The 20,484-nt window shown below is 67.3% G+C and carries 14 protein-coding genes; 5 read left to right on the plus strand and 9 right to left on the minus strand.

Annotation, left to right across the window (positions count from 1 at the left end; translation table 11 throughout):
• Positions 1-334 precede the first annotated feature (334 nt).
• Complete coding sequence (locus tag BMY03_RS25520) at positions 335-886, plus strand: isochorismatase family protein (RefSeq protein ID WP_046855219.1); 552 nt, start codon at positions 335-337, stop codon at positions 884-886.
• Between the two features lie 110 nt (positions 887-996).
• Positions 997-1,965 (plus strand): DUF1615 domain-containing protein, encoded by a 969-nt coding sequence (locus tag BMY03_RS25525; RefSeq protein ID WP_289678194.1) that lies wholly within the window; start codon positions 997-999, stop codon positions 1,963-1,965.
• Positions 1,966-2,046: 81 nt separating this feature from the next.
• Here BMY03_RS25525 and BMY03_RS25530 read toward each other — a convergent pair whose 3' ends face one another.
• From BMY03_RS25530 to BMY03_RS25570, 9 genes are all read right to left on the minus strand, one after another.
• Positions 2,047-2,916 carry a metal ABC transporter substrate-binding protein gene (locus tag BMY03_RS25530; RefSeq protein ID WP_094012603.1) on the minus strand — a complete coding sequence of 290 codons (870 nt, stop codon included), beginning with the start codon at positions 2,914-2,916 and terminating at the stop codon, positions 2,047-2,049.
• Positions 2,913-3,812 carry a metal ABC transporter permease gene (locus BMY03_RS25535; protein WP_023633107.1) on the minus strand — a complete coding sequence of 300 codons (900 nt, stop codon included), beginning with the start codon at positions 3,810-3,812 and terminating at the stop codon, positions 2,913-2,915. The genes BMY03_RS25530 and BMY03_RS25535 overlap by 4 nt, the downstream gene beginning before the upstream one ends.
• Positions 3,812-4,558: a metal ABC transporter ATP-binding protein gene (locus BMY03_RS25540; RefSeq protein WP_094012604.1), complete on the minus strand. Its 747-nt coding sequence runs from the start codon at positions 4,556-4,558 to the stop codon at positions 3,812-3,814. The genes BMY03_RS25535 and BMY03_RS25540 overlap by 1 nt, the downstream gene beginning before the upstream one ends.
• Positions 4,555-5,466, minus strand: coding sequence for a metal ABC transporter substrate-binding protein (locus BMY03_RS25545; RefSeq protein WP_038706328.1), 912 nt, complete (start codon positions 5,464-5,466; stop codon positions 4,555-4,557). Before BMY03_RS25545 ends, BMY03_RS25540 begins: the two co-directional genes overlap by 4 nt.
• A gap of 10 nt (positions 5,467-5,476) precedes the next feature.
• Entirely contained in the window at positions 5,477-6,046 is a 570-nt protein-coding gene (locus BMY03_RS25550; protein WP_094012605.1) for a DUF6162 family protein, read from the minus strand.
• Positions 6,043-6,360 carry a hypothetical protein gene (locus tag BMY03_RS25555; RefSeq protein ID WP_028692195.1) on the minus strand — a complete coding sequence of 106 codons (318 nt, stop codon included), beginning with the start codon at positions 6,358-6,360 and terminating at the stop codon, positions 6,043-6,045. The genes BMY03_RS25550 and BMY03_RS25555 overlap by 4 nt, the downstream gene beginning before the upstream one ends.
• Positions 6,357-6,893: a thiamine pyrophosphate-binding protein gene (locus BMY03_RS25560; RefSeq protein ID WP_094012606.1), complete on the minus strand. Its 537-nt coding sequence runs from the start codon at positions 6,891-6,893 to the stop codon at positions 6,357-6,359. Before BMY03_RS25560 ends, BMY03_RS25555 begins: the two co-directional genes overlap by 4 nt.
• Positions 6,890-8,074, minus strand: coding sequence for a PepSY-associated TM helix domain-containing protein (locus BMY03_RS25565; RefSeq protein ID WP_094012607.1), 1,185 nt, complete (start codon positions 8,072-8,074; stop codon positions 6,890-6,892). The genes BMY03_RS25560 and BMY03_RS25565 overlap by 4 nt, the downstream gene beginning before the upstream one ends.
• Positions 8,075-8,188: 114 nt before the next feature.
• Positions 8,189-9,382, minus strand: a complete 1,194-nt coding sequence (locus tag BMY03_RS25570) for a PepSY-associated TM helix domain-containing protein (RefSeq protein WP_023630533.1) — start codon at positions 9,380-9,382, stop codon at positions 8,189-8,191.
• 247 nt (positions 9,383-9,629) lie between these two features.
• On the opposite strand from BMY03_RS25570, the gene BMY03_RS25575 reads away from it, so the two are divergent.
• From BMY03_RS25575 to BMY03_RS25585, 3 genes are all read left to right on the plus strand, one after another.
• Positions 9,630-10,613: a TauD/TfdA family dioxygenase gene (locus tag BMY03_RS25575; protein ID WP_094012608.1), complete on the plus strand. Its 984-nt coding sequence runs from the start codon at positions 9,630-9,632 to the stop codon at positions 10,611-10,613.
• Between the two features lie 136 nt (positions 10,614-10,749).
• Positions 10,750-14,154, plus strand: a complete 3,405-nt coding sequence (locus BMY03_RS25580) for a non-ribosomal peptide synthetase (protein ID WP_094012609.1) — start codon at positions 10,750-10,752, stop codon at positions 14,152-14,154.
• Positions 14,151-20,484 (plus strand): non-ribosomal peptide synthetase (locus BMY03_RS25585; RefSeq protein WP_094012610.1); only part of this gene is annotated, 6,334 nt, incomplete at its 3' end. The genes BMY03_RS25580 and BMY03_RS25585, both read left to right, overlap by 4 nt.

Below are 20,484 nucleotides of genomic sequence, written 5' to 3' on the forward strand. Positions count from 1 at the left end.
CCCTCACTCCGGCCTTGCTCCCGGGAGGACCGCGCTGAACGCCCCATCCTGGGGCGCAGCGCTTGACGGGCATCCATGCCCGTCACCTCCCTCCGCAAGACCTCCGTTCGGCCTCCTGAAGTCGCGAAGTTACGGGCGGCGCCTGGGCTGACGCAGCTGTCGCTAGCTGGGTAGGGCGCTAGACTCCTGATCGGCAACGGCAACGGCAACGGCAACGGCAACGGCAACGGCAACGGCAACGGCAACGGCAACGGCAACTTGCCCAGGCGCTGCTTTGATTGACGTAATCCCGCGCCTGGGTAAGGCTAGCCCTTTTCCAGGCATGAGGCTGACAATGCTGATCGATCCTCGCAAGGCCACGCTGTTGGTCGTCGATATCCAGGAAAAGCTCATCGGTGCCATGAGCGACCCCGAGGGCACTGCGGCCCGCGCCCGCTGGCTGCTGGCGGCAACCGCCGAACTCGAACTGCCCACCGTGATCTCCGAGCAGTATCCCAAGGGCCTGGGCCACACCCTGTCCGCCCTCAAGGCCGCGGCGCCAGCCGCTGAGGTCGTCGAGAAAATGCACTTCTCCTGTGTCGCCGCCGAGTGCCTGCCGCCCAGCCTGCTGGCGCGCGAGCAGGTGATCGTCTGTGGCATGGAGACCCATGTCTGCGTGCTGCAGACCGTGCTCGGCCTGCTGGCCCTGGGCAAGCAGGTGTTCGTGGTCGAGGATGCCTGCGACAGCCGCACTCCGGCCAGCAAGGCGGCGGGCCTGGCGCGCATGCGCGATGCCGGGGCGCAGGTGGTCACCCGCGAGATGGTGCTGTTCGAATTGCTGGGCAGCTCCAGCCATCCGCTGTTCCGCCAGATCAGCAAGACCTACCTGGTGGGGGAGCAACCCTGAACGGGCGTCTGTGGGCCTTCGGGCTGCTGGCGCTCGGTCTGCTGCAGGGCTGCGCCGGGCGCCGCGAAGAGGCACCGGAGGCCGATCCGGCCAAGGTCCGCGCCCAGCTCATGCGCCTGCTGCCGGCCCAGGTCAAGGACCGTCAGGGTTGGGCCGAGGATATCCAGGTGGCGTTCCAGGCTCAGGGCATCAGCCCGAGCAAGAGCAACCTGTGCGCCGTGCTGGCGGTGGCCGAGCAGGAGTCCACCTTCAACGCCGACCCTCAAGTGCCAAACCTGGGGCGCATCGCCCGGGAGGAGATCGACCGCCGGGCGGCTCGGCTGCATGTGCCTCGGCTGCTGGTCGATGGCGCCCTGAGCACGCCTTCGGCCAACGGCAAGACCTACCAGCAACGCCTGCTCGCCGTACGCAGTGAAAAGCAACTGAGCGCCCTCTACGACGAGGTGATCGGTGGCCTGCCGCTGGGGCGTTCGCTGCTGGGCGGGCTTAATCCGGTGCGCACCGGCGGGCCGATGCAGGTCAGCGTGGATTTTGCCGAACAGCACGCCAAGGGCTATCCCTACGACCACCCTGGCAGCATTCGCCAGGAGGTGTTCAGCCGCCGTGGCGGGATGTACTTCGGCATCACTCACCTGTTGGGTTATCCCACCCATTACCAACGCCAGCTTTACCGCTTCGCTGACTTCAACGCCGGTTGGTACGCCAGCCGCAACGCGGCGTTCCAGGCGGCGCTGAGCCGGGCCAGCGGGGTGCCGCTGGCGCTCGACGGCGACCTGATTGCCCCTGGTGCGATCATGCCCGGCACCACCGAGCAGGCGGCGCGCAAGCTGGGAGCGAAGCTGGGGTTGCGTAATCCGCAGATCAGGGCGCAGTTGGAGAAAGAGAATGACCTGGCGCTGGAGGAGACCGAGCTCTACCGCAAGGTCTTCGCCCTGGCCGAAGCCAAGGCCGGCAAGCCCTTGCCAAGGGCGGTGCTGCCTGGGATCGAGCTGAAAAGTCCGAAGATCACTCGCAAGCTGACCACGGCGTGGTTTGCCGGCAGGGTGGATGAGCGTTATCAGCGTTGCATGAAGCGCTGAAGCGGTCGCGGCGTGGGAGAGGGCTTGCCCCGCGACAGGGCCGGCATTGCAATCGCGGGTGCAATCCCGCCCCCATGTCGATCAGCCCTGACCGAGCGCCTTGACCACCTGCTCGACACTGGCCTTGAGCCCGGCTACGGTATCGTCCGCATCGCTCTCTACCACCAGCAGCTTGGCCCCGGTGGCGGCGATCACTTCGGCTACCTTGGCATCCGGCTGGCGATGGTGCAGCACCAGCGCCACGTCCTGCGCCTTGAGGTTGTCTCCAAGCGCCTTGAGCGCCGCTTCATCCCACTTGTCGTCGGCTGGCAGCGCCTGCTCGACCACGTCCAGGTTCAGCCCGCTGGCCAGGTAGCCCAGGCGTTCGGACAGGCTGACCACGGTCAGGTTGTCGACCTCGGCCAGGCGCGTCTGGCTGTTGGCGGTCAGCTCCAGCATCTGCCGCTTGATGTTGGCCAGGTTGGCCTGGATCTTCGCTTTGTCCGCTGGCGAGAGGCGTTCCAGGTCATTGGCCACGACATCGGCCATGCGCCCCAGGTTGGTCGGGTTGAGCCAGGGGTAGGCGGCGAAGGCTTCGTCGCCCTTGACCGCGATACCGGGCAGGGCGCCGTCCACCGGGCGCGCGGCGTCGATCTCGACGATGCGGATGTTGCTGCGCCGGGCCATGGGGTAGAGCGGGTCGTCGCGCCAGATCGAGCGCACGCCGATCACCGCGTCGGCCTGTTGCGCCAGCTTGTGCAGGCTGGCGCCGCCACGGCCGCTGAAATACGAAGGTTGGCGGCTGGCCGGCAGGTTGGCCGGGGCGGCGCGCTTGAGCTGCACCGAGGTGCCGTCGAGCAAGGCGCTGGCCAGGCTGTGGGTCACCGGCAGGGTGGTCAGTACTTCGGTGGCGCCCGCCAGCAGCGGCATGCCGCTCAGGGCCAGGGCCAGGGTGAGTTTCTTCAGGGTCATGCCGGGTTTCCTTGCAGGCGTGGGACGAGGGCGCGGGCCAGGGCGCAGAGGGCGAAGCAGATCCCGGCGACCAGGATGATCGCCGCGCCCGAGGGCACCGGCAGGTCGAAGACGATCGGCAGCAGGATGCCGAGCAACGTGCTGAGGGTGGCGATGATCACCGAGACGAAGAAGAAGCCCTTGAGCGACTGGCTGACCAGCCGCGCCGCCGCCGCCGGGATCACCAGCAGGGCGCCGACCAGGATCGCGCCGATCACCTTGACCGAGGCCACGGTGACCAGGGTCACCAGCACCACGAACAGGTAGTCGAGGGTCTTCACCGCCACCCCGCGCACCGCCGCCAGCTGCGGGTTGAAACTGGCCAGCATGATGCGGTTGTACAGCGGCAGGGCCAGGGCCAGCACCAGCACCGCGACGATGCCCAGCACCAGCAGGTCGTGGGCGCTGACGGTGAGCACCGAGCCGAACAGCACGTTTTCGAGGATGTGCACGTTGATCTTGCCGGCCAGCATCAGCAACAGGCTCGCGCCCAGGGCCAGCGACACCGAGAGGAACACGCCGATCAGGGTGTCCGGCGACAGGCCGGTGCGGTTGCGCAGGAAGTTGAGCAGGATGCCGAACAGCAGGCAGTAGCCGAACAGGCTGCCGTACGGGCCGGTGTAGGGCTCGCCAAGCAGGATGCCGATGGCCACCCCGGTGAGCGCCGCGTGGCCGACCGCCTCGGAGAAGAAGGCAAAGCGCTTGACCACCACCAGGGTGCCCAGGCCGCCGAGTACCGGGCCGATCATCAAGCCCGCCAGCAGGGCGTTGACCACGAAGCCGTAGGCCAGGGCCTCCGGCAGATAGCCAGCCGTGGCCCAGTCCTGGACCAGCTGGCGCAAGGTTTCGAAACTCATCAGGCAAGGCTCTCGCTGCGCGGGTGAACGGAGAACAGCCCGAGCAGGCGCTCGGGAGTCAAGGCCTGGGCTGGCGGGGCGTCGAACAGCACCTGGCGGCTCAGCCCGGTGACGCGGTCGGCCAGGCGCAGCACCGCTTCGAGGTCGTGCTCGATCCACAGCACGGTGGTGCCGGCCCGGCGCCAGCCGTGCAGCAGTTGCTCGAACACCTGGATACCGGCCTCGTCGAGGGCCGACATCGGCTCGTCCAGCACCAGCAGCTGCGGCTCGGGGATCAGCCCCTGGGCCAGCAGCACGCGCTGGCGCTCGCCGCCGGAGAGGGCGCCCATGCGCCGCTTGCGCTTGTCGAGCATGCCCACCCGTTGCAGCGCCGCGTCGATTTGCGGGCGCACGCGCCGCGACAGGCCGAGGAACGCCGGGCGGCGCTGGCACATGGCGGCCATGAAGTCGTCCACGGTCATCGGCAGGCCGCGGTCGAACTCCAGGGCCTGGGGCACGTAGCCGATCACCTCGCGCTCGCCGGGCCAGTGCAGGGTCAACTGGCCCTGGTGCGGCATCTGCCCGAGCAAGGTCTTGATCAGCGAGCTCTTGCCGCCGCCGTTGGGGCCGACAATGGCGTGCACGCTGCCTGGGGCGACACTGAAACGCACATTTTCGAGGATGCGCGTGCGGCCGAGGGTGAGGTCGATGCCGTCGAACTCGATGCGCGGCCCGCAGGCGCTGGTGAGGTTGGCGGCGGCGGTCATGTGCGGTTTTCCTGGATGGCCTGGACCACGGTGTCGAGGTTGCGCTTCATCTCGACCTCGTATTTTTCCTTGGTGTAGTCGCCGTAGGAAATGTGGGTGAGCGGGTAGATGCGCACGCCGGACTCGCGGTGGATGGTGTCGACATAGGCCGAGGGGAAGTCCATCTCCGAGAAGATCACCTTCACGTCCAGCGCCTTGAGCTGGTCGATGGTCTTCTTCAACTGCGCCGGGCTCGGCTCGATGCCGTGGGCAGGCTCCACCACGGCGGTGACCTCCAGGCCGAAGTCACGCACCAGGTAGTCGTAGGCGGCGTGGATGGTGGCCACGCGGAAGGTCGCGTCCGGCGCCTGGGTGACCTTGGCCAGGGCCTCGGCACGCAAGCCACGCAGGCGCTTGGCGTAGGCACGGGCATTCTGCGTATAGAACTTGGCGTTGTCGGGGTCGAGCTTGCCCAGTTCGCGGGCGATGTTGTTGACCTGGGCGATGGTCGCGCTGATCGACAGGAAGGTGTGCGGGTTGACCACCTTGCCGGCGCCGCGGGCGGCGATGCCGGTGGCTGCCAGCAGCGGCACGTTGGCGTTGGACTCGATGGTCCTGATGTCGGGCTTTTCGCTTGCGGCGATCATGCGGTCGGCGAAGTCGTCGTGGCCGACGCCGTTGAGCACGATCACGTCGAGACTGCCGATGCGCTTGATGTCCTCGGCGCGCGGCTCGTAGGCATGCGGGTTGAAACCGGCCGGGATCAGCGGCACCACTTCGGCCTTGTCGCCGACAATATTGCTCACGTAGCTGTAGTAGGGGTGCAGGGTGATGCCGATGCGCAGGGGCTTGCCGTTGTCGGCGAGGGCCAGGGCGGGCAGGGCGCAGGCCAGGAGCAGCGCCAGGGTGCGGCGGGCGAAGCGGAGCATGGGCAGGTCCTTAGTGACGGTGTTGGCGGGTGACCCCGGCGTCGTAGTGGGTGACGATCTGCTGCCAGCCGGCGGCGATCAGTGCATCGCTGTCCAGCGCGTCCGGGGGCAGGGCGGTGCTGTCGCGGCGCAGCCAGACATCAGGCTGGGCATCGCTGGCGGCTGGCAGGATCACCAGGAAGCTGCCGGCCACCTGGGCGTCCTGGCTGCGTCCCAGGTAGGCACCGTTGGCCAGCAACGACCACTGGTGGCTGCCGCGGCTCTGGCTGCTTGCGTCGCTGACGAAAGGTGGCAGACCCTCGGCGGCCAGGGCCTGGGCGTCCGGGGCGACGCCATTGTCCTCGCGCAGTGCGCGGATCTCCTCGACGGCCACCCACAGGTCGGTGTGGATGCCCTGTTCGGCGGCATTGAGGTCGCGGCGGGCGTCGAGCTGGTGGGCGGCGATGGCCTGTTCATCCTCGCGCTCGCCGCGCACGGCCACCACGCTTGCGGCCAGCACCACGATCAGCACGGCGGCCAGCAGCACGTAGAGGGTCTCGTGCCCGGCGCCGGCCGGGCGCACCACCTGGGCGCGGCTCATGGCGCACCGATGTCGGCGTGGTCGACTTCCACCACGTGGCCGGGGCCGGCGTCGAACAGCACGTAGAACTCGCCGTCGGGGCGCTTGAAGGTCAGGGTCGAGTCGTCGCCGAGCTTGCTCGCCACCAGCACCTGTTCGTCGTAGCCGATCACGTCCAGGGTCACCCCCGGAGCGCCGCTGCCGTCGGAGAAACCGCCCTTGCAGGTGATCTGCTCGCCGTGCTCGGTGCACTCGCACATGGGATTGTGCGCCAGCGCCGGGGTGGCGGCCAGGGCCAAGAGGGGCAGGGCCAGCCTGCGCATCAGCTGTTTCATTTGTTGCCTCCTTGTTTTTCAAGCCAGGCCGCGGTGGCGGGGGATGCCTTGGCCAGCGGCACCGAGGCCTGGTACATCTTGCCGTCCCAGCCTTCGATGGTGATCCAGATGTCGGCGTCGGGACGGGTGCGTGGCGGGATCGGCAGCGAGGTGCCCATGCGCGCCGGCGCGCCGAAGAAGATCGTGCCGGCGGCGCGCAGGCTGCGCGGCTTGCCGACCCGCAGGTAAATGGCCTTGGCGCCGTCGTTGCAGTTGCCGCAGGCGGCATTGAAGGCCTTGAAGTAGCCGGCCGGGCCTTCGGCACGCGGGGCTTCGTCGCGCAGCTCGGCCAGGTCCAGGGTCCAGCGCCCGACCTGGACGTCCTGGATGATGTTGGCGCCCAGGCCGCTGTCGCCGCGGAACAGGCTGGCGTCGGCGAAGTACTTGGGCATGAAGCCCAGCGGCACGAGAATCAGCAGGATGTTCAGGTGGAAGCGCCATTTCAGCCACAGCTGCTTCAGGCCGCTCGGCGGCAGGGTGTCGGTCTGGCTCAAAAGTGGGCCTCCAGGGTGATTGGGCGCGCCGGGCGTTCGCCGCGCTTGAGGGCGGCGCGGGTGGCCTGGGTGGTGCGTTTGGTCCAGATCAGCAGGCCGCTGAACACCATCAGGGTCAGCACCAGGCCGAAGAAGAACCAGATCAGCTTGATCGCCAGGCCACCGAAGTCACCTGTGTGCAGCGGGCGCATGGATTCGGTGACGAACTCCAGGGCCGAGCGGTCGCCGAGCAGGAACTGGGCGTCGACGTTGCGCGTGTAGGGGTTGACCTCGGCGGTCTGGAACATCAGCGGGTACCAGCCACGGCCGCCCATGCTGTAGTGGCTGTAGGCGGTGGCGGGCAGCGAGATGAAACTGACGTCCAGGCCCGGGACCGCCTGGGTGGCGATGCGCGCCGCTTCGTCCAGGTCGATGCGTGGCGCCGGGCTGCCATCGGGGGTTTGTGGGACCTGCTGGCGGGCGATCACCGGAGTGACGGGCTCGCTGGAAATGGTCACGTGGTTGTCGCCGAGGATCGCCTGGATCAGGAACCAGGTGCCGGTGATGGAGATCACCGCGATGAACCAGATCGACCACACGCCGGCCAGGCGGTGCAGGTCGCCCCAGAAGATCCGCCGGCCATGGCCGGTGCGCACGGGCTTGAAGAAGCCGCGCCAGAATTTCTTGTACACCACCAGCCCGGTGACCAGCGAGGCGAGCATCGGCAGCCCGAGCAGCGACACCAGGTACCAGCCCCAGCTGTAGCCGTTGGTGAAGGGCACCAGCCACCAGCCGTGCAGGGCGCGGGTGAAGGCCTCGAAGTCGAAGTCCGGGCGCTGGCCCTGGATGGCCCCGCTGTACGGGTTGACGTAGAGCAGCGCGTTGGTGCCGTCGGCGCGGGTAACCGAGGCCTGCAGGGCGAAGTGCGAACCGTCCGGCTGGCTGAAGAAACGCACCGCCAGGTCCGGTTCGGCCTTGTGCATGGCGTCGAGCACCTGCTGGTAGCTAAGGCGCTGGCTGTCGTCGTCGGGCTTGCTGGCGCGCACGTCGGCATTGGCCAGCCAGACGATTTCCTGGCTGACCACCGCGAACATGCCGGTGAAGCAGACGATCAGGACGAAGAACCAGATCGGCAGGGCAAGCCAGCTGTGCACCAGAAACCACAGCTTGGAATTGGATTTCTTTCTCGATTGTCGGGCCATCGGTCGGTCTTCTGCATAAAAAAATACGGTCGAGTCTGTGCTCAACCTGGAGGGCTGCATAAGTAAGGACGAATGAGAATCAGAAAGCTGCCAAAGCAAATGAAAGAAAATGTTTCAAGAACTGGACGTAACCTCCGTTGCAACCGGCTGCTTGGCCGTGCGCGCCTGCTTTTGGCTGCGCTTGAGCGCGTTGGCGGTGGCCAGGGCGGTACGTTTGCTCCAGATCAGCAGGCCGCTGAGCACCATCATGCTCAGCAGCAGGCCGAAGAAGAACCAGATCAGCTTGGTGGTCAGGCCGGCGAACTCGCCGGTGTGCAACGGGCGCATGGACTCGGTGACGATTTCAACCGCCTTGCGATCGCCCAGCAGGCGGCTGGCTTCCATCTTGCCGGTATAGGGGTTGATCTCGGCTTTCTGGTACACCAGTGGATACCAGCTCATGCCGCCGATGCTCAGATGGGCATAGGCGTTGCTGGGGAAGCCGACGTAGTCGACGGTGAAACCCGGAATTTCGCGCTGGGTGATCCTGACGGCCTCGTCCGGGCTGATCATCGGCGTCGGGCTGCCGTCGGCGGTTAGCGGCACCGTCTCCCTTGCCACCACCGGCACGATGGGTTGGCTGGAGATGGCGATATGGTTGTCGGCGAGCAGGGCCTTGACCAGGAACCAGGTGCCGGTGATGGAAATCACCGCGATGAACCAGATCGACCAGATGCCGCTCAGGCGGTGGAAATCGCCCCAGAAGATTCGCGCGCCCTGGTTGAAGCGCAGGGTCGGCTTGAAGAAACCTTTCCAGAAGCGTTTATAGATCACCAGGCCGGTGACCAGCGAAGCGAGCATCGGTAGTCCGAGCAGTGACACCAGGTACCAGCCCCAGCTGTAGCCATTGGTGTGCGGCACCAGCCACCAGCCGTGCAGGGCGCGGGTGAATTCCTCGAAGTTGAACTGCGGGGGAACGCCCTGGATGTGCCCGGTGTAGGGGTTGACGTAGACCCTCAGCGTGCGGCCGTCAGGGTAGGTGACATCCGACAGCATGGCGAAGTGCGACTCGCTCAGGGTCATCAGGCTGGCCACGGCGATGCCGGGCTCGTCGCGCTGCATGGCCACCAGCAACTCGTCATAGGACAACCGCCGGGCGTCATCCGAAGGCGGATTGGCGCGGGTTTCCGGATTGGCCAGCCAGACGATCTCCTTGCTGATCACCGCCAGGGTGCCGGTGACGCAGACGATGAGCACGAAGAACCAGATGGGCAGCGCCAGCCAGCTGTGCACGAGGAACCAGATTTTCGAGCGTGACTTTTTCGACATGGGGTACGCAGTGTCAATGGCGAATTCAGGGGCGGATTGCCCGGCCGTATCAGAAAGAGACGCATGAGCAGGGCAAAACCTGATGGGTCAATTGCAAGCAAGTGTTTCCAGGTTGCCCTGCCTGTTGCTGAAGGTTCCTGCGCCGGGACTAATTTGCCTGCGTCCCGAAACGTCCCCCTATCACCGGATGCGAGCGTGCCCCTGGGCCGTCGCTCCCTTTTTCTTAGGTGTGTACAGGAGGCCCGTCATGGGTGTTGCTGTGGGATTTACAGTGCGTCCGCTATTGCCGGAGCAGGGACGTTTGCCATTGCTGGTGGAGGCCGGTGACCACGACACCAGCCTGCTGGACGTGTTCGATGAGCTCAAGGCGCTGGTGGACGAGCACCTGTTACGCGATGGCGGCATCCTGTTCCGCGGTTTCCGCCTGGAGGGCGCTGAACAGTTCCGTCAGTTCGCCGCCAGTTTCGGCCATCCGCTGCTCAACTACGAATTCGGCTCCACGCCGCGCACCAACGTCACCCAGGGTGTCTACACCTCCACCGAGTATCCGGCGCACCAGCACATTCCGTTGCACAACGAGCAGGCCTACTCCCGCGACTGGCCGATGAAGATCTGGTTCTACAGCATGATCGCGGCGAAGTCCGGTGGCCAGACGCCGATTGCCGACAGTCGCGAGGTTTACCGCAAGGTGCCGGCGCACATTCGCGAGCGCTTTGTCAGCAAGGGCCTGATGTACGTGCGTAACTTCGGCAATGGCCTGGATGTGTCCTGGGAAGATGTATTCAATACCGAGGATCCGCAGGAGGTCGAAGCCTATTGCAAGGCCCACGGCATCACCTGTGAATGGAAGGACGACGGTGAACTGCGCACCCGCCAGGTATGCCAGGCGGTGGCTGAGCACCCGGTCACCGGCGACAAGGTCTGGTTCAACCAGGCGCACCTGTTCCATATTTCCAACCTGCCGCCCGAGGTGCGGGAAAGCCTGCTGGATATCGTCGACGAGGAAGACCTGCCGCGTAACGTCTACTACGGTGACGGTTCGCCCATCGAGGATGACGTGCTCGACGAGATCCGTGCGGTGCTCGAGGACTGCAAGATCAGCTTCCTCTGGCAGGAAGGCGACGTGATGATGCTCGACAACATGCTCGCCGCCCATGCCCGCGCGCCGTTCGAGGGCCCGCGCAAGGTGATCGTGGCGATGGCCGAGGGGCACTCGCTGGACCAGGCCTGACCTGTCGACGCCGGGGCTGCCGCGCAGCCCCAGGCTTTTCAGGCTCGATACCCGCTAAATCATCCCCCCTTCCATTCGTTCTTGTTGATGCGCCCGGACCTTCCGGTCGCGCCGCCGATCAGCAAGGACCCCACACATGAATGCCGCAGACGCCCAGAAACTTTCCCGCCGTTTCATCGAGTTGCCCCTGGACAAGCGTCGCTTGTTCCTCGAAGGGATGCGACGCGAGGGTATCGATTTCGCGCAGTTGCCCATGTCGTCCTGTGTCGGCCTGAGCGAGCGCGACGGCCTGTCCTACGCCCAGCTGCGCATGTGGTTCCTCTGGCAGCTGGAACCCTACAGTGCCGCCTACAACCTGCCGATGGCCGTGCGCCTGGAAGGCGAGCTGCAGGTCCAGGCGCTGGAGCGGGCCTTCACCTTGCTGGTCGGCCGCCACGAATGCCTGCGCACCACCTTCGCCCAGGACGGCGAGTGCGCCGTGCAGCGGGTGGCCGAGCCAACGCCGGTAGGCATCCAGCTGTTCGACCTAGCTGATCTGCCCGAAGCCACGCGCTGGGAGCGCGCCCACCAGCAGATGGCGGCCCAGGCCACCCAGGCCTTCGACCTCGAGCGCGGCCCGCTGTTCGGCATCGCCCTGCTGCGCCTGGCGCCCCAGGAGCATGTGCTGCTGCTGACCCTGCATCACATCATCGCCGACGGCTGGTCGATGAACGTCCTGATCGACGAATTCATGCGCAGCTACGACGCCCTGGTGGCGGGGCGCGAGCCTGCGCTGGCGGAAATCAAGGTGCACTACCGCGACTACGCGCTGTGGCAGCGCAGCTGGCTGGAGGCCGGTGAGCGCGAGCGCCAGCTGGACTACTGGCGCGAGCAACTGGGCGACGAGCACCCGTTGCTGGAGCTGCCGACCGACCGGCCTTATCCGGCCCAGCCCAGCCACCTGGGCGAGCGCCTGGAACTGGTGCTCGACGCTGGCCTGCGCGAAGATCTCAAGCAACTGGCCCAGCAGTACGGCGTGACCCTTTCCACCGTGCTGCTGGCGGTGTTCAAGACCCTGCTGCACCGCTACAGCGGGCAGGCCGACATCCGCGTCGGCGGCCTGATCGCCAACCGTAACCGCAGCGAAACCGAGGGGCTGGTCGGCTTCTTCGTCAACACCCAGGTGCTGCGCAGCCAGTTCAGCGCGCAGACGCCATTCAGCGACCTGCTGCGCAGCCTGCACCAGGCTTCGGTCGGCGCCCAGGCGCATCAGGACCTGCCGTTCGACGCGCTGATCGAGGCCTTGCAACCCCAGCGCAGCCAGAGCCACACGCCGCTGTTCCAGGTGATGTTCAACCACCAACCGCTGGTCACCGACCTCAAGGACGTGCGCCTGGACTGCGGCCTGCGCGTGGGCTACCTGAGCGCCGAGCAACTGGCCGGCAGCCGCCGCCAGCATGCGGCCACCAGTGACCTGATGCTCGATACCCGGGAGGAGGGCGAGCAGGTGTTTGCCGCCTTCACCTATGCCACCGATATCTTCGATGAAACCACCATCAGTGCCCTGGCCGGGCACTGGCGCAACCTGCTGCGCGCGGTGTGCAACGATCCGCGCCAGCGCCTGGGCGAGCTGCCGATGCTGGCCGAGGCCGAACGCCAGGCGTTGCTGTGCCCGGTGGCCGATGTGGCGCCGTGGGAGCCGGTGCAGCGCCTGTTCGAAACCCAGGCCGCGCGCAGCGGCGAGGCGCTGGCGCTGATCCTGGCCAATGGCGCCGAGGCGCCGTCGATGCGCTATGCCGAGCTCAACGCCCGGAGTAATCGCCTGGCCCATTACCTGCGCCGCCAGGGCGTTGGCCCCGACAGCCTGGTTGGCGTGGCCCTGGATCGTTCGCTGGACCTGGCCGTGGCCCTGCTGGCCGTGCTCAAGGCCGGTGGCGCCTATGTGCCGCTGGACCTACAGGCACCGACCGAGCGCCTCGGCCATGTGCTCGAGGACAGCGGCCTGCAGTGGCTGTTAACCACTTCCGTGCAGCTGCCTGGCCTGCCGGCGCGGGAGGCAGTGCGCTGCCTGTGCCTGGACCAGCTGAAACTGGAAGACGAGCCTGCCTCTGACCTGCCGCTGACCGTCGTGCCCGACAACCTGGCCTATGTGATCTACACCTCAGGCTCCACCGGCCGGCCCAAGGGCGTGGCGATTAGCCACGGCGCCCTGAGCGAGTTCATTGCCCGCGCCATCGACTACAGCGACCTGCGCGAAGGCGACCGGGTGCTGCAGTTTGCTACCAGCAGCTTCGATGGTTTCGTCGAGCAGTTCTTCCCGCCGCTGTGCCATGGCGCTTGCGTGGTGCTGCGCGATACCCGCCTGTGGGACAGCGCCGCCCTGCACGAAGTGCTGATCGAGCACGGTGTGACCCTCGCCGACCTGCCGGCCGCCTACTGGTACTGGCTGGTGCAGGACTTCGCCGCGCGTCCGCCGGCCAGCTACGGCGCGCTGCGCCAGATCCACGTCGGTGGCGAGGCGATGGCGGTGGACGGGCTGCGCCTGTGGCAACTGGCCGGGCTCGGCCATGTGCGCCTGCTCAACACCTATGGCCCGACCGAGGCCACGGTGGTCTCGACCATTCACGACTGCACCGGGCTTGGCCATGAGGCAGTGTCCTGGCGTGGCATCCCCATTGGCCAGGGCCTGGCGCAGCGTCGCCTGTATATCCTCGACGATGACCTCGAACTGCTGCCCCAGGGCGCGGTGGGCGAGCTCTACATCGGCGGCCCGGGCCTGGCCCGCGGCTACCACGGCCAGCCATCACTGACTGCCCAGCGCTTCGTCGCCGATCCGTTCGCCAGGGGCGAACGCCTGTACCGCACCGGCGACCGCGCGCGCCTGGGCGCCGATGGCGCCATCGAATACATCGGCCGCGTCGATCACCAGGTCAAGGTGCGCGGTTTCCGCATCGAGCTCGGCGAGATCGAGGCGCGCCTGCAGCAGTGCCCGGGGGTTCGCGAAGCGGTGGTGCTGGCCCTGCCGATGACTGGCGGCCTGCAACTGGTGGCCTACGTGGTGCCTGACGCCCCCGAACAGGACGCTGCCGAGCAGACGCGCTTGCGCCAGCAGGTGCGCAGCCTGCTCAAGGCCCGCCTGCCCGAGTACATGGTGCCCGGCCACCTGCTGCTGTTGCCGCGCCTGCCCCTCACGCCCAGCGGCAAGCTCGACCGCAAGGCCCTGCCAGCACCGGACCCGAGTGCGTTGCAGGCCGAGTACCGGGCGCCGCAGAGCGCGGTCGAGCAACAACTGGCGCAGATCTGGATGGACGTGCTGAACGTGCCGAAGGTCGGCCTGGACGATCACTTCTTCGAACTCGGCGGGCACTCGTTGCTGGCTGCCCAGGTGCTGGCGCGGATCAAGGACCAGCTGGGCCTGGTGCTGCCATTGCGCAGCCTGTTCGAACAACCGGCGCTGGGTGACCTGGCCGCCGAGCTGGCCCGGCTGCAGGGCGGCGATACGGATGACGACTGGTCGGATATGGACGCGTTCCTGGGTTCCTTGGAAGGGGTTGAGGCATGAGTGGCAACATGGCGGTACGCATTGCGAAACGGTTCGTCAGCCTGCCCCTGGAGCAGCGCCGGCAGTTCCTCGCCAAGCTGCGTGAGGACGGCAAGGACTTCAGCCTGTTGCCGGTGGTCGAGTCGCGGCACGACTTCGCCAGCATCCCCTTGTCCTTCGCCCAGCAGCGCCTGCTGTTCCTCTGGCAGCTGGAGCCGCACAGCGCGGCCTACAACATGGCTGCTGGCCTGCGCCTGAACGGTCGGCTCGACGTGTCGGCGCTGCAGCGCTCATTCGACTACCTGGCGATGCGCCACGAGGCGCTGCGCACGGTGTTCCAGGTCGAGGGCGAACAGCCGCGCCAGGTGATCCTCGATCATCTGGCCGTGCCCCTGGAACAGGTCGACCTCACCGCCATCGCCACTGACCAGCGTGAGGCCGAGCTGGCCACGCGAGTGCGCGAGGCCAGTCACCAGCCGTTCGACCTGCTGCACGGCCCGCTGCTGCGCGCCACCCTGTACCGGCTGGCGGCCGAGGACTATGTGCTGCTGGTGTGCATGCACCACATCGTCTCCGACGGCTGGTCGATGGACGTGATGGTCAAGGAGTTCGTGCACAGCTACCAGGCGTTCACCCAGGGCCAGGCGCCGCGGTTGCCGGCGCTGGCGGTGCAGTACGCCGACTACGCCATCTGGCAGCGCAGCTGGCTGGAGGCCGGCGAGGGCGCGCGCCAGCTCGACTACTGGCGTCAGCAGTTGGGCGATGAGCAACCGCTGCTGGAGGTCGCCGCGGACTACCCGCGTCCACTGACCCAGAGCTTCGACGGCCAGACCCTGGGCTTCGACTTCGGCGTCGAGCTGTCCCGACGCCTGGGCGGCTACGCCCGCGCCCAGGGCATGACCCTGTTCATGCTGGTGCTGACCGGTTTCTCGCTGTTTCTGTCACGCCAGGCCGGGCAGCGCGATATCCGCATCGGCGTGCCCAACGCTAACCGCGGCCGTGCCGAGGTCGAGGGGCTGATCGGCTTCTTCGTCAACACCCAGGTGCTGCGCTGCCAGGTGGACGAACGCCTGAGCTTCGATGACCTGCTGGCCCAGGTGCGCGAAGCGGTGCTCGGCGCCCAGGCGCACCAGGAGCTGCCGTTCGAGCAACTGGTTGACGCACTGGTGCCGGAGCGCAACCTCGGCCACAACCCGCTGTTCCAGGTCAAGTTCAACCAGAACGTCGGCATGCAGCGCCAGCGCTCGCTGGCCTTGCCGGGCCTGAGTGTCGCCGAGTACCCGCTGGACAAGGTCGGCACCCACTTCGACCTGGCGTTGGACATCACCGACGACGGCCAGCTGATCCATGGCGAAATGACCTTCGCCAGCGACCTCTACCAGCGTTCGACCGTCGAAGCCTTCATTCCGGCCTTCATCGAGCTGCTGGGCCAGCTGCTCGACGCTCCGCAACTGCCGCTGCACCGCCTGGCCGCGCCGCTGCGCAGCGAGCAGGCGCCGCAGCGTGAAGTGCCGGCGCTGGTGCTGGAACAGTGGCAGCAGCAGGTGTACCGGCAGCCCGAGGCGCTTGCCGCTTGCAGCCTGGAGCACAGCCTGAGTTTCGCCGCTCTGGACCAGGCCGCCAACCGCCTGGCCCATCACCTGCAACAGCAGGGTGTGGTCAGCGGCCAACCGGTTGCGGTGCTGATGGAGCGTTCGCTGGACTGGCTGACCTGCATGCTCGGTATCCTCAAGGCTGGCGCCGTGTACATGCCGCTGGACACCAAGGCGCCTGAAACGCGCCTGCGGCAGATGCTCGACGCCGCGCAAGCCAAGGTGCTGCTGTGCGCCGCCGACGATGCACGACTGACCAGCCTGGCCGCCGCCGATCGCCTGACCTTGGCGTATGTCCCCGAACAATGGCAGGACCTGCCGGCCAAGGCGCCGGCGCTCACGTTGTGGGCCGAATCGCCGGCCTACGTGATCCACACCTCCGGCTCCACCGGCCAGCCCAAGGGCGTGCTGGTCAGCCATGGCGCCCTGGCCAGCTACGTCGCCGGCCTGCTCGAACGCCTGGCGCTTGCGCCGGGGGCGAGCATGGCGCTGGTCTCGACCATCGCCGCCGACCTCGGCCACACCGTGCTGTTCGGTGCCCTGTGTGCCGGGCGCCTGCTGCATGTACTGCCCGAGGCGCTGGGCTTCGACCCGGACGCCTTCGCCCGCTACATGGCCGAACACCAGGTCGGCGTGCTGAAGATCGTCCCCGGCCACCTGGCGGCGTTGCTGCAAGCCGGCAACCCCGTCGATGTGCTGCCCCGGCATGCGCTGATCGTCGGTGGCGAGGCCTGCACGCCAGCCCTGGTGGAGCAGGTACGCCGGCTCAAGCCGGGCTGCCGCCTGATCAACCACTATGGCCCGAGCGAGACCACGGTCGGCGTGCTGACCCATGAAGTGGCCGCGCTCGCCGAGGGCGCCCGCGCCGTGCCGGTGGGCGAGCCCTTGCGGGGCGCCCATGTGCTGTTGCTCGACGATGTGCTCAATCCGGTGGCCGACCAGGTCGCCGGTGAGCTGTACATCGGTGGCGCCAGCGTGGCCCAGGGTTACCTGGGCCAGCCGGGCCTGACCGCCGAACGCTTCCTGCCGGACCCGACGCGGTTGGGCCAGCGCCTGTACCGCAGCGGCGATCGGGTGCGGCGCAATCGTTCGGGCCAAGTGGAATTCATCGGCCGCGCCGACGACCAGGTCAAGGTGCGCGGTTATCGCGTCGAGCCGGCCGAGGTGGCGCGGGTGCTGCGGGGGCTGGACGGGGTCGCCGAAGCGGTGGTCCTGGCGCAGCCGGTGGAAGGCGACGAAAGCCGCCTGCAACTGGTCGGCTGGTGCGTGGGCCAGGGGCTGCAGGGTGAAGCCTTGCGCCAGCAACTGCAGGATCGGCTGCCGGACTACATGGTGCCGGCGCAGATCTTGGTCCTGGACCGCCTGCCGCTGACCGCCAACGGCAAGCTGGACAAGCGTGCCTTGCCGGCACCGGGCGTCGCCAGGCGCCAGTACACGGCGCCGGTCGGCGAGATCGAAGAGGCCTTGGCGGCCATCTGGGCCGAGGTGCTCAAGCTCGACCAGGTCGGCAGCACCGACAACTTCTTCGAGCTGGGCGGCGACTCGATTCTCAGCCTGCAGATCATCGCCCGGGCCAAGCGCCAGGGCATCAAGCTCAGCCCCAAGCAGTTGTTCGAGAAGCAGACCATCGGCCAGCTGGCGGCGGTGGCCAAGCGCATCGAGAAAAAGGCCGTGGCGGCCGAGCAGGTCAGTGGCTCGATGCCATTGCTGCCGATCCAGGCACGTTTCTTCGAAACCGCTATACCCGAGCGCCAGCACTGGAACCAGGCCCTGTTGCTCAAGCCGACCCAGGCCCTTGGTGCTGACCATCTGCAAGGCGCATTGCAGGCGCTGGTCGCTCAGCACGACGCATTGCGCCTGCGCTTCACCCAGGGCGAGGCCTGGCAGGCCGAGTTCCAGCCCACCAAGGCCGACGATATCCTCTGGGTTCGTCAACTGACTGACCTGGCCGAGCTGCCGGCGTTGGCCGAGCAGGCCCAGCGCAGCCTCGACCTGGCCCAGGGGCCGCTGCTGCGGGCGTTGCTGGTAGAACTGCCTGAAGGCCAGCAGCGCTTGCTGCTGGTGATCCACCACCTGGTGGTCGACGGCGTGTCCTGGCGGGTACTGCTGGAAGACCTGCAACTGGCCTACACGGCCCTGGCCGCCGGCAAGGCGGTGACACTGGCAGCCAAGAGCAGCTCGCTCAAGGCCTGGGCCGAGCGCCTTGGCGCCTATGCCCGCAGCCCGGAGCTGCTGGCCGAGGCCGACCACTGGCTGCGCGATTTTGAAGCCGCTGGCGGCGAGTTGCCCCGCGATAACCCGACGGGCGCCCAGACCAATCGTTATGTCGCCCATGCCTCGTCACGCCTGGACGCCACGCTGACCCGCAAACTACTGCAAGTGGCGCCCGCCGCCTACCGCACCCAGGTCAACGACCTGCTGCTGGCGGCCCTGGCGCGGGTGCTGTGCGACTGGACCCGAGAGGATTCGGTACTGGTCCAGCTCGAAGGCCACGGCCGTGAAGACCTGTTCCCGGAACTGGACCTCAGCCGCACCCTCGGCTGGTTCAGCAGCCTGTTCCCGGTACACCTGACGCCGGCCCAAGGGCTTGGCGCGGGGCTGTGCGCAATCAAGGAACAACTGCGAGCGGTGCCGAACAAAGGCATCGGCTATGGCGTGCTGCGCTATCTCGGCGAGCCTGACCTGCGCGAGCGCCTGCAGGCGCTGCCACGGCCACGGGTGACCTTCAACTACCTCGGCCAGTTCGACGGCAGCTTCGCCCAGGCCGAGGGCGCCTTGTTCACTCCGGCCAGCGAGGCCAGCGGCGCCACCCAGGACCTGGACAGCCCGCTGGGCAACTGGCTCGGCATCAACGGCCAGGTCTACCAGGGCGAGCTGGAGCTGGACTGGAGCTTCAGCCGCGAGGTCTTCCATCCAGGGACCATCGAGGCCCTGGCGCGCCGCTACGAGCAGGTGCTGGCCGAGCTGGTTGAGCATTGCGCCCAGGCGCCGCACCAGGGCGTCACGCCATCGGACTTCCCACTGGCCGAGCTGACCCAGGCGCAACTGGACAGCTTGCCGCTGGCTGCGGGGGACATCGAAGACCTCTATCCGCTGTCGCCGATGCAGCAGGGCATGCTGTTCCATAGCCTCTACGAGCAGGACGCGGGCAACTACATCAACCAACTGCGCGTGAACGTGCAGGGGCTGGATGTGGCACGCTTCCGCGCGGCCTGGCAGGCGGTGGTGGACAATCACGAAGTGCTGCGCAGCTGCTTCCCGCAGGACCTGCCGTTGCCTGTGCAGGTGGTGCGGCGCCAGGTGCAGGTGCCGTTCGTCGAACTCGGCCAGGCCCAGGACCTGGACGCCGTGGCCCAGGCCGAGCGCCAGGCCGGCTTCGACCTGGCCAGCGGCCCGCTGCTGCGCCTGACACTGATCCGCACGGCTGACGGCGGCCATCACCTGATCTACACCAGCCACCATATCCTGATGGACGGCTGGAGCAACTCGCGCCTGCTCGGCGAGGTGCTGCAGCGTTACAGCGGCGTCGCCCCGAGCGCCAGGACCAGCCGCTACCGCGACTATATCCAGTGGCTGCAAGGCCAGGACCAGCAGGCCAGCGAAACCTTCTGGCGCGCCCAGGTGGCCGAGCTGGACGAGCCAACGCGACTGGTACAGGCGTTCAAGTCCTCGGCCCAGGGGCGAGGCCATGGCAGCCTGGCGCTGCGCTTCGAACCGCAACAGACCCAGCAATTGGCGGACTTCGCCCGGGAACAGCGGGTCACCCTCAACACCCTGGTCCAGGCCGCGTGGCTGTTGCTGTTGCAACGCTACACCGGCCAGGCCAGCGTGGCCTTCGGCGCCACCGTGGCCGGCCGTCCGGCGGAGCTCGCGGGCGTCGAGGAGCAGCTGGGGCTGTTCATCAACACCTTGCCGGTGGTCGCCAGCCCACGCCCGGAACAGACCGTGGGCGACTGGGTGCAGCAGGTGCAGGCGCTGAACCTGGCCTTGCGCGAGCACGAGCACACGCCGTTGTACGAGATCCAGCGCTGGGCCGGCTGGAGTGGCGAGGCGCTGTTCGACAACATTCTGGTATTCGAGAACTACCCGGTCGCCGAGGCGCTGCAACAGGGCGCGCCGCAAGGCCTGCAGTTCGGCGAGGTGCAGAACCAGGAACAGACGAACTACCCGCTGACCCTGGTGGTGCAGGTGGGCGAGCGCCTGGAGGCGAGCTTCAGTTTCGATCGCCAGTGCTTCAGCGAGCTGGCCATCGACCAGCTGGCGGGGCACTTCCGGCACCTGCTCGCGCAGTTGGCGGCTGATGGTCAGCGTGCCCTGGGTGCGCTCAGCCTGCCGGTGGAAGACCAGCAGGTGGTTGCCAGCTATCCAAGTACGGCTTGCACCCAGGAACTGATCGAAGCGCAGGCGGCGCGCACGCCTGAAGCGATCGCCGTGACTTTCGCCGGGCAGGCGTTGAGCTATGACCAGCTCAACCGCCGTGCCAACCGCCTGGCGCACAAGCTGCGCGCACAGGGCGTGGGGCCGGATGTGCTGGTGGGCATCGCGGTGGAGCGTGGTTTCGAGATGATTGTCGGCCTGCTGGCGATCCTCAAGGCCGGGGGCGCCTATGTGCCGCTGGATCCGGAGTACCCGCAGGATCGCCTGAGCTACATGATGGAAGACAGCGGCATTCAGTTGCTGCTGACTCAAGGCCATCTGCTGGCCGGGCTGCCGGTGCCGGCGCACGTGCGCAGCCTGTCTCTCGAAGATGATCTGACCG

This window comes from Pseudomonas soli, assembly GCF_900110655.1.
Classification (GTDB): Bacteria; Pseudomonadota; Gammaproteobacteria; order Pseudomonadales; family Pseudomonadaceae; genus Aquipseudomonas; species Aquipseudomonas soli.

Excerpts from the sequence above, each read along its gene's own strand:
- BMY03_RS25575 (WP_094012608.1), top strand. The coding sequence starts at position 9,630 with ATGGGTGTTGCTGTGGGATTTACAGTGCGTCCGCTATTGCCGGAGCAG.
- BMY03_RS25535 (WP_023633107.1), bottom strand. The coding sequence starts at position 3,812 with ATGAGTTTCGAAACCTTGCGCCAGCTGGTCCAGGACTGGGCCACGGCT.
- BMY03_RS25545 (WP_038706328.1), bottom strand. The coding sequence starts at position 5,466 with ATGCTCCGCTTCGCCCGCCGCACCCTGGCGCTGCTCCTGGCCTGCGCC.
- BMY03_RS25540 (WP_094012604.1), bottom strand. The coding sequence starts at position 4,558 with ATGACCGCCGCCGCCAACCTCACCAGCGCCTGCGGGCCGCGCATCGAG.
- BMY03_RS25570 (WP_023630533.1), bottom strand. The coding sequence starts at position 9,382 with ATGTCGAAAAAGTCACGCTCGAAAATCTGGTTCCTCGTGCACAGCTGG.
- BMY03_RS25550 (WP_094012605.1), bottom strand. The coding sequence starts at position 6,046 with ATGAGCCGCGCCCAGGTGGTGCGCCCGGCCGGCGCCGGGCACGAGACC.
- BMY03_RS25530 (WP_094012603.1), bottom strand. The coding sequence starts at position 2,916 with ATGACCCTGAAGAAACTCACCCTGGCCCTGGCCCTGAGCGGCATGCCG.
- BMY03_RS25580 (WP_094012609.1), top strand. The coding sequence starts at position 10,750 with ATGAATGCCGCAGACGCCCAGAAACTTTCCCGCCGTTTCATCGAGTTG.
- BMY03_RS25525 (WP_289678194.1), top strand. The coding sequence starts at position 997 with ATGCGCCTGCTGCCGGCCCAGGTCAAGGACCGTCAGGGTTGGGCCGAG.
- BMY03_RS25565 (WP_094012607.1), bottom strand. The coding sequence starts at position 8,074 with ATGGCCCGACAATCGAGAAAGAAATCCAATTCCAAGCTGTGGTTTCTG.
- BMY03_RS25555 (WP_028692195.1), bottom strand. The coding sequence starts at position 6,360 with ATGAAACAGCTGATGCGCAGGCTGGCCCTGCCCCTCTTGGCCCTGGCC.
- BMY03_RS25520 (WP_046855219.1), top strand. The coding sequence starts at position 335 with ATGCTGATCGATCCTCGCAAGGCCACGCTGTTGGTCGTCGATATCCAG.